Source organism: Acrocarpospora pleiomorpha, assembly GCF_009687885.1.
Taxonomy (GTDB): Bacteria; Actinomycetota; Actinomycetes; order Streptosporangiales; family Streptosporangiaceae; genus Acrocarpospora; species Acrocarpospora pleiomorpha.
In genome coordinates, this window is the sequence record NZ_BLAF01000115.1 from 3,014 (window position 1) to 22,292 (window position 19,279).

General features: G+C 64.2%; 13 protein-coding genes and 1 pseudogene. 9 read left to right on the forward strand and 5 right to left on the reverse strand.

The genetic code is table 11. From position 1 onward, the window contains the following. Positions 1 to 620 (reverse strand): annotated as a pseudogene (locus Aple_RS50125) (hypothetical protein); the annotation flags it as partial. A gap of 742 nt (positions 621 to 1,362) precedes the next feature. Continuing rightward, positions 1,363 to 2,118: a NucA/NucB deoxyribonuclease domain-containing protein gene (locus Aple_RS50130; RefSeq protein WP_170322065.1), complete on the reverse strand. Its 756-nt coding sequence runs from the start codon at positions 2,116 to 2,118 to the stop codon at positions 1,363 to 1,365. Between the two features lie 189 nt (positions 2,119 to 2,307). On the opposite strand from Aple_RS50130, the gene Aple_RS50135 reads away from it, so the two are divergent. Further along, positions 2,308 to 2,724: a hypothetical protein gene (locus Aple_RS50135; protein ID WP_155351881.1), complete on the forward strand. Its 417-nt coding sequence runs from the start codon at positions 2,308 to 2,310 to the stop codon at positions 2,722 to 2,724. A gap of 303 nt (positions 2,725 to 3,027) precedes the next feature. Beyond that, positions 3,028 to 4,077, forward strand: a complete 1,050-nt coding sequence (locus Aple_RS50140) for a DUF2293 domain-containing protein (RefSeq protein ID WP_308805556.1) — start codon at positions 3,028 to 3,030, stop codon at positions 4,075 to 4,077. A gap of 222 nt (positions 4,078 to 4,299) precedes the next feature. Here Aple_RS50140 and Aple_RS50145 read toward each other — a convergent pair whose 3' ends face one another. Next, positions 4,300 to 5,244 carry an alpha/beta hydrolase family protein gene (locus tag Aple_RS50145; RefSeq protein WP_155351883.1) on the reverse strand — a complete coding sequence of 315 codons (945 nt, stop codon included), beginning with the start codon at positions 5,242 to 5,244 and terminating at the stop codon, positions 4,300 to 4,302. Positions 5,245 to 5,414: 170 nt separating this feature from the next. On the opposite strand from Aple_RS50145, the gene Aple_RS50150 reads away from it, so the two are divergent. Together Aple_RS50150 and Aple_RS50155 are read left to right on the forward strand one after the other, a co-directional pair. Then, entirely contained in the window at positions 5,415 to 6,005 is a 591-nt protein-coding gene (locus Aple_RS50150) for a TetR/AcrR family transcriptional regulator (RefSeq protein ID WP_155351884.1), read from the forward strand. 155 nt (positions 6,006 to 6,160) lie between these two features. After that, on the forward strand, positions 6,161 to 6,760 hold the full coding sequence (locus Aple_RS50155) for a hypothetical protein (protein WP_218038925.1): 600 nt from the start codon (positions 6,161 to 6,163) through the stop codon (positions 6,758 to 6,760). Between the two features lie 102 nt (positions 6,761 to 6,862). Here Aple_RS50155 and Aple_RS50160 read toward each other — a convergent pair whose 3' ends face one another. Next, on the reverse strand, positions 6,863 to 7,528 hold the full coding sequence (locus Aple_RS50160) for a class I SAM-dependent methyltransferase (RefSeq protein WP_155351885.1): 666 nt from the start codon (positions 7,526 to 7,528) through the stop codon (positions 6,863 to 6,865). A 229-nt stretch (positions 7,529 to 7,757) separates the two neighbouring features. After that, the gene (locus tag Aple_RS50165) at positions 7,758 to 8,351 is read right to left on the reverse strand and encodes an HD domain-containing protein (protein ID WP_246265572.1); all 594 of its coding nucleotides are present in this window, start codon (positions 8,349 to 8,351) and stop codon (positions 7,758 to 7,760) included. Between the two features lie 757 nt (positions 8,352 to 9,108). Here Aple_RS50165 and Aple_RS50170 point away from each other — a divergent pair. The 5 genes from Aple_RS50170 (at position 9,109) to Aple_RS50190 (ending at position 18,943) form a co-directional block, all read left to right on the forward strand. Beyond that, complete coding sequence (locus Aple_RS50170; protein WP_155351886.1) at positions 9,109 to 9,414, forward strand: hypothetical protein; 306 nt, start codon at positions 9,109 to 9,111, stop codon at positions 9,412 to 9,414. 412 nt (positions 9,415 to 9,826) lie between these two features. Then, on the forward strand, positions 9,827 to 10,789 hold the full coding sequence (locus Aple_RS50175) for a tyrosine-type recombinase/integrase (protein ID WP_170322066.1): 963 nt from the start codon (positions 9,827 to 9,829) through the stop codon (positions 10,787 to 10,789). A gap of 1,280 nt (positions 10,790 to 12,069) precedes the next feature. Beyond that, on the forward strand, positions 12,070 to 12,336 hold the full coding sequence (locus tag Aple_RS50180) for a hypothetical protein (RefSeq protein WP_155351888.1): 267 nt from the start codon (positions 12,070 to 12,072) through the stop codon (positions 12,334 to 12,336). 480 nt (positions 12,337 to 12,816) lie between these two features. Continuing rightward, positions 12,817 to 17,823 carry a LamG-like jellyroll fold domain-containing protein gene (locus Aple_RS50185; protein ID WP_170322067.1) on the forward strand — a complete coding sequence of 1,669 codons (5,007 nt, stop codon included), beginning with the start codon at positions 12,817 to 12,819 and terminating at the stop codon, positions 17,821 to 17,823. A gap of 97 nt (positions 17,824 to 17,920) precedes the next feature. Further along, a complete protein-coding gene (locus Aple_RS50190) occupies positions 17,921 to 18,943 on the forward strand; it encodes a hypothetical protein (protein ID WP_155351890.1) in 1,023 nt (340 codons plus the stop codon). Positions 18,944 to 19,279: the final 336 nt, after the last annotated feature.

The window sequence follows — 19,279 nt, forward strand, 5'->3', positions numbered from 1 at the left end:
CCGTCACCGTCCCCCGAGTCTCCCGCGTCTCCGCCGGAGCCGCCGGTGCTGGGACCGTTGCCGTAATTGATACCGCCCCCACCCCCGCCACCGCCGCCGCCACCGGCCACGACAAGGGGGATCGTGTCGGCGAACACGCCTGAGTACCCGCCGCCGCCACCGCCGTACCAGTCGGCGTAGCCACCGCTTCCACCACCGGCTACGCCTGCACCCCCACCAGAGTTGCCCTGTCCGCCAGGGCCGCCGACGCTCACGTCAAGGGTGCTCCCGGGCGTGGTGGGGATGTCCGCCATGACGGTGGCACCGGCGCCGCCGGTGCCACCGGCGCCGTTGCCGGCGTCAGTGCCAGTGCCGCCCGCCGCCCCCACGGCGGTCACTCGGAGGGTGGTCACTCCGGGTGGAACCGTGAACGTGTCCAGCAATGTCGCTTGGGTGTAGGTGCACGTCGTGCCGGAGAGGATTCCGGTGCCACCGCAGGGAGCGTCCGCGGACGCGCGGCCGAGGGGGACAACACCGGCACCGGCGACGGCGATGCAGCCGGCCATCACCGCGGTGCCGGTGCGCCGGCCGATGACACGGGGGATCCGTGGGCTGCGCGCTTTCACGATGTTCTCTTCCATAGGCAGGACGTCATCACAACGCATCCTTTCCGTTGGTTTCATAATCGATGCTGACCGGGTGGGCGCCCCTAATATCCCAGCGGTCTTCCCATCGTGACGAAATTCCATATCTATTGGGGCGTCATCATGGCTGCGAGGCATGTACCTGGAGGCTTTACTTATTTCGAAGGCATTTATTATGCCCAAGTGGCCTTGGTTGAACGGGCCTCATGCCACGGCTTTCCGCTGTCTCAATGCCCTTAACCGATCACGGTCAAACGCATTCATCCCCCGATTGGCCCGTTGCGCGGCAGGCGCCGGATATCGCTCGATTGGCCCATTTTGCCTTTATTGTGGATGAATGTAGGAATTCGCGTTGTGCGCATGGTGTGATGGTTTGACTGGATGCGTTCCATCTGGGTTGAGCGGTGATGTGATAGCTCTTCCGGAGCGGTATACGTAGGCGACACCTTCGCTCCTTCACGAATACTCGCGTGCCGCTTGAACTGCACGGACAGAGTTTTCGGCAGGCACAAGGCTCTGCGAAGTCCTCCACGACTATTGACATGCTCCTTGAACTGCGTGGATGGGGTTTTCGGCAGGCGCGCGAATGCGAGGAGCGTTTCAGGCGCGCGAAGTAGTCCGGAGCGTGCTTCCGCGGCCGAGCGTCATGCCAGGACGGTTGTGAGGGGCGCCGTGGGATCCTGTCGGCAATCGTCGGCAGCGACGCGATCGCTTCATTCCTGAGTGGAAGCCTGCGGCTTCAGGCGCCCGCGCTCGATGGAGTCGTCGGCGTCGAGGGCAGGGAGCCGCCTGTCCCCACGCCCACCCAGAAGGGGGAGCCCGACACCGCGAGGCCCAGATCGGTCGTGTGGTCCGGGACGATGCGGTTCCGCTGGTAGAACCAGCCGAGCATGTTTCCGGCCTTGCAGTTGTCGTCCAGAGGCAAGATCTCTACGGAGAAGTGAACCTGGTCGTAATTGGCCCCTTCGCGAGTGGACGCCATCGGGTACTCGTCACAACTCTCCGGCTTGGCATAGGCCCTGATCGCCAGGCATGTCGCGATGGCCCGGTCGCGGTTTGCGTCGATCTTCGTCTTCGACACGATCCGGTGAAGTGGCTTGTTGCTCGCCTCTCCGCCGGGAATCGAGTTGGGCTGCTGCTTCCCGGGAAGCACCGGGTCGGTCAGTTGTGGTGTGGTGAGAGCCTTCTGGACGTGATTCGCCGTCCGGCCGACGACCGTGCTGTTGGGGTTCAGCTTGAACGTCGGGATCGCCCGGTTGACCACGCAGCCGCCCTTGTACACGTTGATGTTGGGTGAGCTGTCGCAGCGCAGATCCCAGACCGATTCCCTGACGTTCGACCATGGTGGTATTCCGACCGGCGCGCTGACGGCGAGGGCCGTGGAGCACAAGGCGGTGTAGTGAGGTTTGACGCTTGTCTGCTTGTCCGACTGGAGCTGAATCTGGATCCGGAAGAGCGTGAAAGCCCGGTATGGCAGGACCTCGTCGCGAGCCACCGGGAACGGCTGTACCGCGAAGAACGAAGGTCTGCCAAGACGACTCGCTCGCCTAGCTAGAGGGTTGTCTGAAAAGCTGGTGTTCAGGTAGCTGGTCAGGCTCCGACCCGGATCAGCAACGGAACCGCAGGCCAACAGCACAGGCCGAATATAGACACCCTTCAGGGAAAGTTGCTTAGAATGGACTCAATGCTGATGGGCAATACACCGAAGCTTGAGGGCCCGACGAAAACGACGACTGCTGATCCAGTCGCAGAATTCTTGCGAACTGTTCGGGGCGTCCTAACCACCGCAGAGGAGACGATCGGGGTTGAAGACCTCGAAGAGGGTTTGGAACGCGCGCTCGCGATACTGCAGCGAAACCCTGAAGCGAGGGAGAGCTTTGAGAATGAGATCATTTCTCTGATCGATTCGCCTAGGGAAGGCGTCGTTGAGCTAGTATCCTTTGTTATGTACGAATTGCGCTGGACGGCCATCCAGGAGGCGGTCAGAGAAAGGATGCGCGACCCTAGCGGAAATGTCAGCAATATCCGTCTGTATGAAGCCATGCTGGACGCTTTCTCCGACTCCTGGCATGAGCGTGATCTGTATAGGCGATTCGCCTGACCGTGAGTCAATGCCCTCTGCGGCAAGCAGTATCAACGTCACCACAACAAAGTACCGGTTCTTTGTGGGGCTCAATAATGGGATTCGATGTCTGACCTGTCGGTTCTCGGTGGTGTCGGTCGGCGGCAGGCCTTCATGCAGGACGCCGCCCCCGATGCCCAGAACATCGTGCACTCCCTGCTGGTCCCCTAACCCTTCCAGCACCTGACCACCCCCGTCGACTTCACCCAGCCTGGAAGCCTCGCCTGGACCCTCCTCACAACCTGAGCCCGAGGGATCATCAAAATGGGGCACCCTTGTACGGTGGGAAAAGGGAGCAGCCTGGCCCGGCGGGTGGCCCAAGTGGCGGAGAACGCGCTGGTCCAGCGTAAGCACGTCACGGTGGTCGACGTGATCTGCGGCCTGCGGTGGTCGTACCAACGGGACATCGACATCTGGCGGCAGGGCCGCGCCGACAGCTTGGAGCGGGTGACCGCGGTCGACGCGGCGAAGATGGCGGACGCGGTGGCCCTCCTGCGCGAGTGGGCGACGGCGCGCGGGCTGACCGCGACCGAGACCGCGCAGGTGTCGGGGAGCCGGGACCGGCGGCCGCTCCGGTTCACCGCGGACGGGGACGAAGAGCTGGAACGGCAATTCAAGATCGAGTGGTACTCCCCTGAGCTGAGCGAGGCACGCCGCCGGCAGCTCACCGAGCGCCGAAACAAGGCGCCGGATCTGGTCGTCATCGTGGGCTCGGCTCCGTGGTCCTGCGGAGGCTGCGGAGCCACCGGGCCGCACCACATCATGGAGGACGACCGCCCGCACTGCCTGTCCTGCGCGGATCTGGACCACCTGGTCTTCCTGCCGGCCGGAGACGCGGCGCTGAGCCGCCGGGCCAAGAAGGAGAGCGTGCTCTCCGCGGTGGTCGTCGAGTTCAACCGCCGCAGGAAGCGCTACGAGCGGCGGGGCATCCTCGTCGAGGACGAGGCCTTGGCCCGTGCCGAGGAGCAGTGCCTGGCCGACGAGGAGGTACGTCTCCGCCGACGCGAGCGCGACAGGGTGCGGCGGGAGGCGGGCGACGTCGAGTTCCAGGCGGCGTTGGCCGCGGAGATCCGGCGGTTGTTCCCCGGCTGCCCGGACGAGCGGGCTCAGGCGATCGCCGTCCACGCCGGGCTGCGTGGCAGCGGCCGGGTGGGCCGCACCGCGGCGGCCCGCGTGCTGGACGAGCAGGCCGTCACACTGGCCGTCGTCGCGTCCGTACGGCACCTGGACACGGACTACGACCATCTCCTCATGGCGGGCGTGCCCCGGAGGGAGGCACGGGACCGCATCCGCGACCGCATCGACCAGGTGCTCACCACCTGGAGCGCCTGATCTCACGAGTCGGCCGTGCCGCGCGTGTCATAGCCCGGTGGCGTGGTGGTCCTACCTCCAGTGGATCGCGATCCGCTCCGGAGATCTGGTTTTGCCGATTTAGAGCTCGCTCGGGACCTACCAATGGCGAGACCGTGATTCCCGGGACTGGCAGCTGCTCGAAGCTGCGAGGACCTTCGGCGCAGGTCGTCCTCCGCGGACGGCCCGCGCCGATGGTCCGTCTTACCTGTTGTCGATGCGTCCGATCGGGTCGGCGGTCTCCGCGAGTTCGGTCTGCACCTGCTTCCACGCCGTGTCGTCGATCTCGAGGGCGCTGCGGAGGTAGGCCCAGGAAGCCTTCCGGATCAGAGCGACACGTTCGGGGCTCTCGTCGGTGGTGTCCTTGGCGTTGTAGGCGTGGATTCCGCCGAGGGAGTGTTCGGCGCCGACTACGGTGAGCAGGCTGTGGGCTCCGGGGCTGAACCTGTATACGTCGGTGAACCAGTCGGGGCCGCGAGTCGAGAGTAGGGACTGGTCGTGATCGCCTGCGATCACGAGGGCCGGTGTGGTCAGGCCGTTGAAGTCCGGGCTCATGAAGGAGAAGTTCTCCGCGGCGAACGGCGTCAAGTTGTCGCCACCGGTGCCGGTCGTCGCGAGCAGCACACCGGCTTTCACCCGAGCGTCGGTCTTGTCGGGCCCGGGCTGCCCGTCCGCGCCGATGACGCGCGCGCCGAGCAGCATGCTGACGGTCTGTCCGCCCCAGGAGTGTCCGGCGACGGCGATGCGGTCGCGGTCGATGCGGTCATTGAGCCCCGGGACTGCGGCGACGACGTGGTCGAGCTCGTCGAGTACGCGCTCGACGTCCTGGACCCGGATGCGCCAGATGTCCGGGTACCGCGGGTCGGCGGGAGTGATGCCGAGGGTCAGCGAGTCGAGGAACGTGGGCTGTACGACGACGAAGCCGTTGCCGGCCCAGAAATCGACCAGCGGGTCATAGGAGGACATCGACAGGCCGAAGCCGTGGGCGAGGACGACGAGCGGGAGGTCGGTGCCGGAGACGGGCGCCGACACGCGCACCTGCAGGTCGTCGCCGTGCTCTGGCGTGGGCAGGACGACCGGCTTGACGCTGATGATCGGAGTGGACTGGGCAGGGACTGCGCTCGGGGCGACCGAGTCGGGTGCGGGCATGTGCGGTGTTCCTTTCGATGCCGATGAGCGCCCGTCCGTGTGCGGATGCGCCGGCGGCGCAGGCTTCTGTTGGCATGGGCCATCGGATAGACTCGTAAACGGAGCGCTGTTCCAAATATACGGAGCAGCGCTCCGATTAACAAGTGCGGCCGTGGGAGAGAGGGCTCTGCGTGGGTGCAAGAGACGAGCCGTTGTCGACGACCGCGAACTCGGCCAAGCGGGCGGATGCCCGGCGGAACGAGAGGGCCCTGCTCGATGCCGCGGCATCGGTGTTCGTCACGGACGGGGTGGACGCGCCGGTGCGGCGGATCGCCGCCGAGGCGGGCGTCGGCATGGGCACGATCTACCGGCATTTCCCCAGCCGCGCGGACCTCGTCGTGGCCGTCTACCGGCACCAGGTCGACGCCTGCGCCGAAGCCGGGCCTACCCTGCTCGGGACAGCGACGTCACCGTCCGCCGCGCTACGTCAATGGGTGGATCTCTTCGCGGACTTCCTGACGACCAAGCACGGGCTCGCCGCCGCGATGCGCAACGACCCCGACGGCTTCACCGCCCTACACGCACTGTTCCTCGATCGGCTCGTGCCGGTGCTCGCCGACATCCTGTCGGCTGCCCGCAATGCTGGCGAGGTCACGGCTGATGTCAGCGCCTACCAGCTGATCCGCGCGATCGGCGACATCTGTGCCGGCGCAGAGCTGGTCGATCCGGCATACGACGCCCGTCTGACCATCCGACTACTGCTCGACGGATGCCGACGGTAGGGGGCCCGGGGCGGACATCCTCTTCTGCCGCGAACCAGGACGCGATCGGGGCCTGACCGTGCAGGGCGCGGCTTCCATTTCGGCTAGGTTGGCCGCGTGCTATCCAGGTTCTGGAGGGTTCGTTCGTCGAGGTGCCGACTGCCGAGGCCATGGGCATGGATCGTCGCGCATTCGGCGAGTTCGCCGGCCCTCAGGGCGAACTGGCCTCGTACGCGTTCGGCTGGACCACCGGGTCACAGCCTCACATCGCCCGGCTCTCGATTGGGATCGGCGCCAGCAATCCAGGCGGCGGCACGTTCCACGCTGTCGTGTTCGAGCACGAGGACGGCCACGCACTCTCTCTCACGGACGAGCCGTTCGAGCACGTACCACAAGGCGGCCCAGACCTCGCGGCAGACCAGGCTCGCACCCACGTGGATCTCCCGTTCGTGTGGTGGGTCGCAGACCACGTCATGGAGCGTGATCGACGCGCGTGGTGGATGCGGCACTGGCTTCTGGGCACCCGTTGCATCCAGACCATCGAAGTCTTCGAGCGTCGCGAGCCTGTCCTGCTACTCGGTAACGACGCCGACGACGGGCTCTGGCAGCTCATCGGCGCTACGGACGCGGGCGGCACCGGCAAGATCGGACACCTCCACCACGCCGTGGACGAAGATCCGACGTTGGTTGATGTCCTCGACTTGCCGCCCGGCCACAGCGCGAGCCGAACCCGCGTTGGAGGACCCTGGACGCGCCTTCTCGGCTACCCGGCGTAGGCCGGTCGCACGTGGGCTTTCCGGTCGCCTCGTCGGCAGACGAGGCGAGAACACGCACTACTTTGCCGCTGGTCGAATCCTCGCTCGGGTCTGGCTCATTCACTAACGGCCAGCGCGGGTGGATCGACGTTCCAACCAGACCTCCTCGGTCGGCCAGCGCCGCACCCACTCGTCAGGGAATTCGGGAAAGTCGTTGCGGGTAGCACCTCGCGGCACTTGGACCTCGATCAGGTCCTCCACGATCAGGCCGCACCCGGCCATGAGCCGGATCCAGTCCCCATGCGGCAGCGTGAACAATTGGTACTCGACGCCGGACGTGCCACGCCGCACCACCCGGTGCAGCCCGAACAGGTCACGCACCAGCCGATAGGCCGCCGATCCCCGTCCCGGCATGCACAAGCGCGCCAGCGAGGACTGGGCCAGGAACACCAGCCGGCCACCTGGCCGCAGCAGCCGGGCCGCCTCCGGAATCCACTGGTACGGATCGCACCAGACCGATGCACCGTATTCACTGATCACCAGGTCAGCGCAACCGGCGCCCAGCGGCACCCGCTCGGCGTCGGCCTGGATCAAAGGAAAGCGCAAGCCGACTCGTTTTGGAGGCGACGCGCGGTGGCCAGCTGCCGGGCCGAGACGTCCACCCCGATCGGACCCCGTGCTGCGGCGGGCCAGCCACGACGGGACGTGGCCGCTGCCGAACTTGATGGCCGTGACGCCGGCCAGGTCGGCAGGCAGGACTGGCAGCCGCGACTGGGGAATGCGCCAGATTCCCCAGTACGGCTCGGTAGCCTCCCAGTGGGGACGCGCGGACCGCTCGAATCAGGCCGACAGGTGTTCGTCCCGCTGCCGCCGGGTGGCCGGCACGTGTCCACCCGCCTCATCGGCCATGCGGCGATCCTAAGAGCGCCCAGTGTGCAGGTGCTGGGATAGATCTCGCCGAGGGTGCGCGGATCATGCCGATGGCGGGCCTGGTGCAGCACGTGGCGTGGGTGGCCGGTCAGGTGGTTATGGGATAGCCGGCTTGGAAGGCGAGTCGATGGTCGGCGTCTTCGGCAAGGCGGGTCAGGACCGTGTCGAGGTCCATGAACGCTTGCCAGGGCTGCTGCCCGGCCGCGAGGGCGAGGTGGTCGACGACTAATTGTTCGAGATCGGTAACGCGTTTGGCCTTCCAGATCTTGTCGGCCAGGCTTACCAGCAGATCCTCGGCTGCGATGTCGGGCCGGGTCCAGTCGGCGTGGGTGCGGGCGAAGCGGGCCATCGGCTCGGTGACCCCGTGGTCGAGCAGGAGCCGATAGCCCGCTTGCTCATGCGCGGATCCAGGACCGGATAGTTCGCCGGTGTGGATGGTCTTGCCGATGTCGTGGGTGGCCGCGCCGAACAGGACCGCCTCGCGGTCGATGGCAAGGCTCGGGTACTCGCGAGCGATCCAGTCGAGGAGCTGGTAGGCGACGTCGTGAACGGCCCTTAAATGCGCCGCGAGTCTGGGCGGCGCGACCAGGTCTCGGAGCAGACGAGCAACCTGATCGGGCAGCGGCCGCAATACCGGCCCCCCGAGGTCGCTCAACGCACGCTCCAGCGCGGCCGAAGTCACATCGAAACGGTATCCGACACCTGCCCACACTCTTCTGCCGCGAAGAGCGCGGCGTCGACGACAGCACACGCCATGCAATTGGGCGCTGGCTACCGCCACGACGAGTATCATTTGCGTCGGCATGAGCATGGTTGGCGATTATGGGTCAGGACATATTGCAGCGATGATGCTCACCGGGAGCGACGCACCGTGCTCATGACCAGTGACGCTCAACAACCGGTTGCGCCAAACGGGCCGCGACCGTGGCGACCTGATCATCATGCTGGATGGATCAGATATGACACGGGCTGGAACCGGATTCGATTGACCACGCGGAGGCAGATCTTCGATCCTGTGGCGATGGCCGAGGTGCTGACCGCAGATCCGTCGCGTATCCGCGTCTCTCCGGAATTGCTTCCGCGTGTCTTCGCTGTCTTGCAAGGGCTTGCTCGTCATGTCGAGCGGCGGGGGTATCGGCTTGGGATGTCGACGAAGAATCCCAAGGTCGCCTTCTACATCCTGATAGACACTCGGCAGTGGGGGTCGAACTCGCCGAGGAGGGGGAGTTGACAGATCCGCCACCACCGCGTCCGCTGTTTCGACCGCATAGCGGGCCGCCTCGGCGGAAGCTTCGTCCGGCTGTAAATTACATGCTCCATCACGAAGAAACAGCATGATGGGCCAGATTCTGGTGACCGAGTGGTCAATGCCGTCTTTACCTCGGTTCGTTTGAAAATTATCCTCGGTCGATCAAATGATCCGTCCATGTAGGAGTAGCATGCAAAAAGTTACTTGGCTCCGCTGGCTCGGCCTCGTCTCAGCGGTAGTGGCGGCCGGCCTGGCGACCACGCCCGCGGCCGCACACGCCGACGGCTATGACACTGCCCGCAGCGCCACTGCCGTGGGGGCGGGCAACACCTACGCGGCCGGGTTCGCGGCGGCCGAACAGCGGGCCCGGGCGGCCGTCCTCGCGGTCGGCCACGACTGCACCCCTGGGACCTATTACACCCTATCGACCTATGTCTCCCCGGGCGGCGGCACATGGGTCTTCCAGTCCACTCACCACGCGATGTGCGTCGACTGATCAAGCTCGGCCTCTGCCGGGCAGCGGGGCAGGGTAGTCCCGCTGTCCGCAGCGGAGGCCGATCCGTAGCAGTGTCCGCCCGTCTTTGAACGTATCCCTCCGGTGTGAGCAAGCTGACCTTGCTCGTCTCAGGTCAGGGTGGCTCGGTGCCGAGCGGTGTGGGCGATGTGCCGTGCGGGGGTTGGGTCGGAATGGACGCGGTTCGAAGCCATGCCATCTCAAGATCGCAGACGGGCGTCATCGCTGTCCGCGAGGTTCGCCATCTCATCATTCGGTTACGCTTGCGGAACCCGTTGTATCGACGGTTTATTCAACATTTATCAACGTGATCAGGTAGTTGAGGGCTATTCACGCCCAACTTCATGATCACACCGTCGATCGCCACGGCGCTGATGGCCATCGAGGGCGGCCGTTGGCGGCGGCGTCGCTGGAGCGGATCCGCGCCACGCTGCGGGCGGCGCTGAATGAGGCCGTCCGGGAAGGGCTGATCGACAGCAATCCCGCCCGCGCTGTGAGGTTGCCCGCCGCGCCGCGTCCGAGGGCGCAGGTGTGGACCGACCGGCGGGTGGCGGCGTGGAAGGCCACCGGCGAGAGGCCCACGGTGGCGGTCTGGACGATCCCGCAGCTGGTGGCCTTCCTGGACGGCGTCCGCGAGGACGCCCTGTTCCCGCTGTGGTGGCTGGCCGCGCTGCGCGGGCTGCGCCGGGGCGAGTTGGTCGGCCTGCGCTGGGTGGACCTCAGTCTGGAGGCGGGCGAACTCGGCGTGGCCCAGCAACTGGTGCACGTGGGCGGGAGGCTGGTGGCGTGCCCGCCCAAGAGCGCGGCCGGCAGGCGCACGGTCGCGCTGGATCCGCAGACGGTCCGGCTCCTGCGCCGTCACGAGCATGATCGGCGGGCCGAGATGACCCGCTGCGGCCAGGCCTGGGACGAGATGGCATACGTCTTCACCCACCAAGACGGCAGCCCGGTGGCGCCGGACTACCTGACCTACCGGTTCCTGGTCCAAGAGAGCGGGCTACCGCCGGTGCGGCTGCACGACCTGCGGCACGGCGCGGTGACGATGGCGCTGGCCGCGCACGTGGACCTGCCGGTGGTGCAGGGCCAGATTGGGCACGTCAGCATCGTGCTGACCGTCAACACCTACACCTCGGTGCTGCCGGAACTGCACCACCAGGCGGCCGTGGCGACGGCGCGGCTGGTGCTGTCGGCGGCGCGCGGAACCGCCCGGAAGGTACGCCGGGGGCGATGCGGCTGGATGACCCAGGTGTGCCCCATCGGTGTCCCAGGCCATGATCGGATGGTCTGTCGTACGGGTAAAGCCGCAGGTAAGCGGTGGTGGGGCGCCAGGGATTCGAACCCTGAACCTACGGATTAAAAGAATTTCTTAGTGTCAATCAGTATCGCAGGCTATCTATTTCTATCATCCCGCCCGGATTTGCTGCTGTCAAAATGCCCGATGGTGACGCGCGATGTTGTGCTGTATCGCATGCCCACGAGCAACCACAGAGCAACCATCAACTACCCCCGTCCGGTTTTACTGAAACGCGATTGTGTATCCTCGACCTTTTCTCCGGGTAACTCCCCGACCCGCCGATCATCCGAAAGGCCCGATTGCCTTCACCGTTTGGGACCAAGGGGCATCGGCACATGCTGGCGCAATATGAGTGCCACCACAACCACCCCGGCCGCATCGCGTTGGCGAACTGCGCCCATCACTGCATGCCCCTTACGACGTGGTCGACCTGAGTGCCCGGATTCAACGGACAACGACCGTCAACGCCTTGATCAACGAGTACCGCAGAGTCGTCTGATCGATTCGCGAAGCCGCTGCTCAAGTCGTACATGCAGCCTTTGGCGCCCCGCACGCCATCGAGACCGTGCTCACCGGTATCCAGATGCCGCCGATGATGCGATCATGGAGTGGTGTGTGCAGTCGTGCGCCGTGAGGTTCTCGACCGCTGCCTGCTCTGGAACGAAAGGGCCACCTGCCAGCCGCCCCGCTGCGTCCCGTCCCGGATCCGATCACCGATCCAGAGCGAATCGCCGACTTGAACATACGCCGACGAGAGCGGCTTGGCGGTGTCCTCAACGAATACTCGCATTGTGGCTGCCGACAATGTCATCCGGGCAGGTGGTAAGCTGTCCGGCTCCTCCCGGCCTACGTTCGCCTTGAGTAGGAGAAGGAGGGCCGAAAGCGGCATGATGATCGACTGTGTTTCTTCGCCTGGCCTATCTCACGGTCACGAACGCCTTCGCTGTTTTGTGGCTGCTGCCTGTGGAGGGATCGGGACAAGGACGCTGAAATCCTTGCGCTACGCCACCAGATCGCTGTCCTTGAACGGCAACTTGGCGCCGGGACCAGGGTGAGATTCGCTCCGCGGTGGCGAGGGCGGCCGCGAGGCCGAGTACGGCGGTTCTGATGGCGATCGTCACAGGAGCGGACCTCAGTGGAGTTCGGGGGTGCCGTCCCGATTTCGGGAGCTAGATGTGAGTTTCGTCACATTCTGGACCGGTCTAGTGTCCGTGACGTCCGAGTACTACGCATAGTGCGCCTGTTGTCACGTGTGTCGTTTTATGTCGCTCTTTTATCTTCTCCTTATCCCATGAATGATCGCGCTGTCATCTGACGGGGTTTGTGATGCATGGGGGTGTCGCGTGGTCAGAGCGCGTGGCAAGGTCGTCGCAACTGCGCTTGCGGTCGTCGTGTCGGTGTTCGTCTCCACGATCGGCGTACCGGACGGCCTGGTCACCGCCGCGTCCGCGGCGGAACTGCCGGAGCCGATGAAGGAGAATCCGGTCGCCGGCACTCCCGTCCCGATCACCCCTGAGGTCAAGGGGGCCGAAGTCCTCCAGATGGTCCCCAGTCCCGTCAATCCGGTGTGGCCGAAACCGGATGTGACCGAGGTTGCGGTCCCGTCGTAAGCCTCGTAGACCACGCCCTGCCCACCGGATCCCAGCCTGGTCGCCAGCCAGCAATCACTCAGCCGCTCCGGATCCTGGACCTCCGTATTTCCGACTTTATATCGCTCTAGATACATGATCGGCCCGGCCGGTTGTCCATGAAGGACTTGCTTCTCGATCAACCTGCGGTCGAGATCGGCTTCATTTTAGCTCATAGCTCAGAGTTCGCCTTCTGGTACAAAAATGGATCTTTACTCAGATCTCCGACTTATGTCATGATCAGCCCGTTTGCCTTGATCTCCTTACCGAGAAAGGCCAAAAAAAATGACAACTGAATCACGGCGTCCGATCTGGCCAACTTCACGGACACGCCGCCGAGCCAGTCTGGGCACTGTATTGGTAATGGCCGGCTCCCTCATCACGGCAACATCCGTCCAGGCCGAGCACAAATCCCCATCCCCGAGTCCGATGTCTACCACCTCACCGGCCACGCCGACCGCGGTGGACCTGGCAAAGGCCGAAGCCAAGAAGACTGGCAAGGAGGTGGAAATCCCCAGCCTGCACACCGAGAACATGACCACGGTCGCCATGCCCGGTGGTAAGACGGTCCGAACGTACGTGTCAGGCACCGTCATCCGTGTCCAGCGCGATGGTGCATGGCACAAGGTCGACCCGACGCTGGTCGTCGAGAACGGCGTCGTCAAACCCCGAATGACCAAGCTGGATATCCGGTTGTCCAATGGCGGCAGCGATACTCCTCTGCTGACCGCCAAGGGCGACTCCCTTGGCATGAATGGTCAGGCCAGCGAGATCAGCATCGCCGCACCCGGCAAGCTACCCGTCCCGAAGCTGTCCGGAAACACCGCCACCTACCGCTCCGCCTATGGCCGCAACGTGGACCTGGTCGTGACCGTGACCCCGGAGGGCTACCACCATCAGATCGTGATCCGTGAGCGGACCGGCAAGCGACTCAAGCTTCCCGTGCCGATTGACCCGCCCTCCGGCATGGCCCTGGGTGAGTCCTCCAGCGGTAAACCTGCTGTCCTTGCCGGAGGCGAGGAGATCGCAGACCTGTCGACTGCGCCGGTTCTGGACGCCAAGGAAATGGCCGCGCCTGGCACCGGTAAGGCTGGCATCGCGACCGCGTCTGTCACTGGGAACAGCGACAACACTACTCTCGTTCTTACCCCCGACGCCGCATTCATGGCTGACCCAGCGGTGACCTTCCCGGTGACGGTGGCCGCGAGCAATCCCACCCCCTGGCACGGGGCCGGCGCGCCCACCGACACCTTCATCGCCAACGGCGGTAGCTACACTTCGGGAAGTTTCGCAGCGAACATGACCGCATTGTTCGCCGGGCGTCGGGACGGGTTCAACTACCGCTCGTACCTGAAGTTCAATCTGGATGGCGCACCGTTCATTGGCCAGCCAATCCTGGATGCGAATATCATTCTGTGGAACTATCTTTCCCACCAGTGTGGTTCCAACGTCGGGGACATCGCTCTCCATCGCATATCCAGTAGCTGGGCCATCAACACGCTCACCTGGTCCAATCAGCCGTCCGCCGTGGGTGACGGCCATGTGGTCAACTCGGACGGGTTGGACCAGAGCTGCTCCGGCTGGATGGATGAGGGCGAACTCTGGTATTCCATCGAGCAGATCGCCCAAGCCTGGTCGGACGGACAACCCAACCATGGGATCATGATCCGCGCGGTCAGCGAATCGGGCACGAACAACTGGCGTCAGTACCTCTCCGGCAACTGGGCGGGCGGCTCCGACGGCAGCCACCACCCATTTTTCTTCGTGGAATACGAAGCGCCGGCACCCAGCTACCTGATCGCTTCGTGGACTTATACGGATGAAGAAAGAATCGATACGTACGACGAGGCCATAGCGGCGGTCAACGACCCGGGACGGGTTCGGGCCTTCACGGAACTCAACACCGGTCCTCCCATCGGCTGGGAAGAGGCCTACGATCAGAAGGCCAGCTCGACCGAACCGCTGACAACGACCGCTGACGAGCTTCTGAACGGCCCGCAGCCCGAAGACCCGCCGCCACCGAGCCCTGATCCGGGGGACACGACGCCCCCGCAGGTGCTCCAAGCCACTCCAGCCCCTGCGGCGGTCGACGTGCCGGTCGACACACAAGTGACGGTGACGTTCAGTGAGCCCGTTACCGACGCACAATTCTCTCTGACAGATCTCCTCAGTGAAGGACAGGTTGCGGGCACCACGACAATGTCCGCTGATAACCAAGTACTTACCTTTACTCTTTCCCAACCATTGACCGGGACCTACTACGAGGCGACGGTCAGCGGCGCCAAGGACGCCGCCGGGAACGTGATGGCGGCGCCGTACATCTGGCGGTTCACCACCACCGTTCCGGTTCCGAGCCCCACACCCACGCCGAGTCCCTCGCCGTCTCCCTCGCCCGTGGCAGGGCTGGTCGCCGCCTACGGGATGGAGGAAGGGTCGGGCACGGTCGTGGCCGACTCTTCGGGGCAGGGCAACACCGGCGCTGCCAGCGACACGACCTGGGTCGCCGGCAAGTACGGTCAGGCTTTGTCCTTCAACGGCAGTTCCAGCTGGGTCACCGTCAACCACGCAAACTCTCTGCGGTTGACCACCGGCATGACCTTGTCGGCCTGGGTCAGGCCGGCCACCGTTTCCAGTTGGCGCACCGCGGTGATGAAGGAACTGGCAGACGATCAGGGCGCCGCCTACGGCCTGTACGCCTCCAACGGAACCGCTCCGTCCGGCTGGCTGCAGACCGGCGTCGGCGAAGAAAGCGTGCACACGGTCGACGGGGTCACACCATTACCCGTCAATACCTGGAGCCACGTGGCCGTCACCTTCGACGGCACAACGGCGCGGCTATACGTGGGGGGCACCCAGGCCGCCCAGATCACGGTTAGCGGTAGCCTGGCAGACGACGGCAGCCCGTTGCGCATCGGCGGCAACAATGTGTGGGGCGAGTTCTTCAACGGCTGGATCGACGAAGTCCGCGTCTACAACCGCGCCCAGCCCCAAGCCGAAATCCAAACCGACATGAACACCCCCATCAGTGCCAGTACGCCAAGTCCAACCCCCACGCCAACTCCAACCCCCACGCCCAGTCCCACGCCCACGCCGAGTCCCACCCCAACGCCGACTCCGGTTCCGGGGCTGGTTGCGGCCTACGGTATGGAGGAAGGCTCCGGCACGGTGGTGGCGGACTCCTCTGGGCAGAACAACACCGGTGCGGGCAGGGACACCACGTGGGTCACCGGCGGCAAGTACGGCAAGGCGTTGTCGTTCAACGGCACCTCCAGCTGGGTCGCCATCAACGACGCGCCCTCGCTGCACTTGACAACCGGCATGACACTGTCGGCCTGGGTCAGACCTTCCACAGTGAGCGGTTACCGCGCGGTGGTGATGAAGGACTACGAGACCACCGGAAGCTCGTCCTACGGGCTGTATTCCTCTGGTTCAGGAGTCGGCGCTCCGGCCGGGTGGCTCAAGACAGCGGCAGGAAGCGTGGAGCCCAAGGGAACCACGCCTCTGCCCATCAACACCTGGAGCCACGTGACCGTCACCCTTGGCGGCGGCACCGCGCGGGTGTACGTCAACGGCAGCCAGGTCGGTCAGGCCTCTGTCAGCGGCAGCCTTCTCAGCGACGGCAGCTCGCTGTATATCGGGGGCAGTAGCGTATGGGGTGAGTACTTCCAGGGGCTCATCGACGAGGTGCGCGTCTACAACCGCGCCCAGACCGCCACCGAAATCCAAACCGACATGAACACCCCCATCGGCGGTGCGGCGCCCTTCGCACCGGGGGCCTTCGCGGAGACGCGATCACGCACGGCCGCCGTCACCGCGCCTCGAATCGCGAAGCTCGCAGTGGCCGGCACCTCCATGCGTAATGGCACCACCTCCACCCTCACGCCGGAACTGACCGCCTGGGTGGCCGGTCCGAATGCCAGTGGGGCCACGATCAACGTGGAAATCGCCCACAAGCCGGCGAAATCCTCAAATAACAAGCAGCGAATCTGGTCGGGCCAAGCTACCCTCAAGTCCACGGACTCTCGTGTGAGCCTGCGGGTGCCCGAAGGCAAGCTGCCCAGCGGCCAAACGGTGCGATGGCGCGCCCGGGCGACCGCGGGCGGAGTAGCCGGCGCATGGTCTGCCTGGCAGTCCATGAATGTCACGAGTTCCTCTCTCTCGGCCGCGGAGCCCGCACAGGCAGTTGATTCCGTTGCGGTTGCCTCGCTCACACCTCCGCTCGCGGTCAACGAACACCCTCGTATGACGCCGGCGCAATGTGAGAATAATGAGATCCTGGCCAGGCGGGCCCGCGGCTGGACGATGAACCGATATTCGTGGTGCACGATGGCAGATGCCAAATTGACGGAAGCCAAGGTTAATCCGTCAGGGGCGCCTACCGTCGTCAAGCACTTCGAGGCGGAGTTGATGTTCATCGGATATACTTTCAATGGCGTCGGCAGCCTCAGGAATGAGCCAAGCGCAACCAGCCGCGACGTTTTCATTGACGTCCATGTGAAGATTGAAAAGGCCGCAGCACCCGTGGTCGCCTTGTATAACATGAAAATCGGAGTCATGCCCGGCGACGAAGAGTGCGAGCCTGTCACCCAGTGGAACGGATCCACCCATCACAACAACCTGCAAAAACTGCTGTTTGAATGGCAGACGGGAGATACCTATAGGTACCACCTGCGCTGCCCCGCGACGAAGGCACGAGCCAAGCGCTCAGTCGTCTGGGATCAGGACGATGAATACACCGTCATCCTCGACAACAAAGAGAAGGTCACGCTAGGGAAATTCAAGCTATATCTCCAGTACCCGGATCTGGCACCCATGCTCGCGAACGGCGCTTGGCAGCTGGCAAACAGCGCCGGGGAGCGGGAAACCTTCGTCCAATGCGACACCGCTGTCTACCTCAGTAGCGGGAGTGGTGGCTGCGTGTTCGGTGACGTCACCTCGTCGCTTCAGCATGAGCTTGGAAAGGGATACGACGCCGCATACCAGCATTACTGGAACGCGTGCTATGAGTCGGATGACACATATCCGGTCCTACAGAGGTTCGGCAGGTTCCCGGCGGTCCAGAATAAGTCGATCCCAGGGTGTTTGGACTCAGACAGGGTGATGAAGTATAATTACCTGCACCGAATCGACGGGGATGTGGGCGAAAGTAACCGCAAAAGTATTACCCGGCCTTATTGTACCTGGCTCTGGGGCAGCAATACCGGCGGTACCAGCGGCAACGAATGTGATGAGTTCCCGTTCGCCTCTACCTGGGAGAGATGGAACAATCCATACCCCGGGGCCAACGTCACCAGGGCGGGATACTCGCTCTGTCCCATACCCGCAGGCGACAACAACCTGGCGGGAACCCTTCTCGGTAACTTTTACAGGAAGGAGCGGATCCTCGTCGGAGATCCCTTCTTCATCAAATTCAAGACCGCTCTGAGCGACCCGCAGAAATGCATGACCACCATCCCCAACCATAACTAGCGAAGCAGACAGAATTCCGCCAAATACCATGAGCGGGGGCGGTGGCGGCAAGTAATCGCCACCGCCCTCACCCATGGCGACAGGAAGGACTTGATAGATGCGCGTTGACGCGGCAATCAGTCACTACCTAGAACTATTCGACCAGACCTGGCTGGCAGAAAGCGTCGCCTGGACCGTAATCATCGCCGATGACGGTCCGATCGAAGTACATGAGATCGCCACCACGCTATCGGGAGGGGCCCCACCAGAGATATGGGAGGACACGCCGAGAATTGCGACCGATCATGTCACGAGTACAAATCACTTCGTACCGGTGAGATCGGGATCTCACCTCAACCTCATCGAACCGGGCGTGATACACACGAACACCGCCGAATTTCGTTCCTGGCTGAGCGCAGGGCGTCGCATCTGGTCGACCTCCTGGCACATCAAGGGCGGGGAGACCCTAGTATGCGTCGAAAACGGTGAAGTCCTCTTCGGCATAGGCGAATATTTCGAAACAGAGCGATCTTTCGGCAGCGGTGTCGCCGCAGCGCAACGCGAGCTGGAGATCATGCGCCAACCCAGCCTCCGCGAACAAAAGGCCGCCGCGCTGGCCGTCATGGAATTGCATAGTGGATTCCGGCTGAATCTGGACTGGCTAGACTCCCCGCAACAGGTGATCACCGTCGACCAGCCGATACCGCCCGGCGCCACTCCGCCGAGCGCATTCGCGTCGGCAGAGCCCGAACTCGCAGCACATCTTCAGAACGTGCCCCTCGCCGCCCGCACGTCGCTCCTCATCCACCTGGTCGAACAACTCGCCGACAATTATGATCTTCGCATTCCACAGGTAACCACCGTCCTCGACCAGGTCCGAGACGGCAACCATCCAATCCCCCGGGAGTGGCGCGACCTAACTCTCGAAACGACGTACCTCGCGCAGGACCGCTGGTTCGGTCGCCCCGGGGACGCCGCACCCGAATGGCGTCGCTGGCAGGCCGCGATCGCGATTCGGCACGCCTTGCGTTCTCTCGACACCGGCGCGCAGAATCTGGAATCCCTCCTGTCCGCCCGCAATGCTCTTTATCACGTATGGGACAGCCTGCGCGAGGAAATCTTGGCTCTTCCCGAAACATGAGTGAAGCTGGCCCCCGACGACGTGGGGGACCAGCCTAAGCACTCTTAGACGTCAACTCATCAAGCAGTCGAACAGCATCACGCGTCTTGAGATCGTTCAGTGTTCGCGCGCCATTGGTCGTGACCATGGAACGTCACTACCAATGAACATGCACGCTGCGATATGTCCTGACCGAAAGTCTCTGGTCACGCCCACGCTGGCGCCGTGATGAGGGGGCGCGACTCGCGGCATGAGCGGATGTTCTACCGATCGGCCTCTGTATGGCGTCCGTCGAGGCGGATCGTCCACGGTTCGATCGTGTCGATCCGCAGGTGGGTGCCGTTCCACGGATCGCGG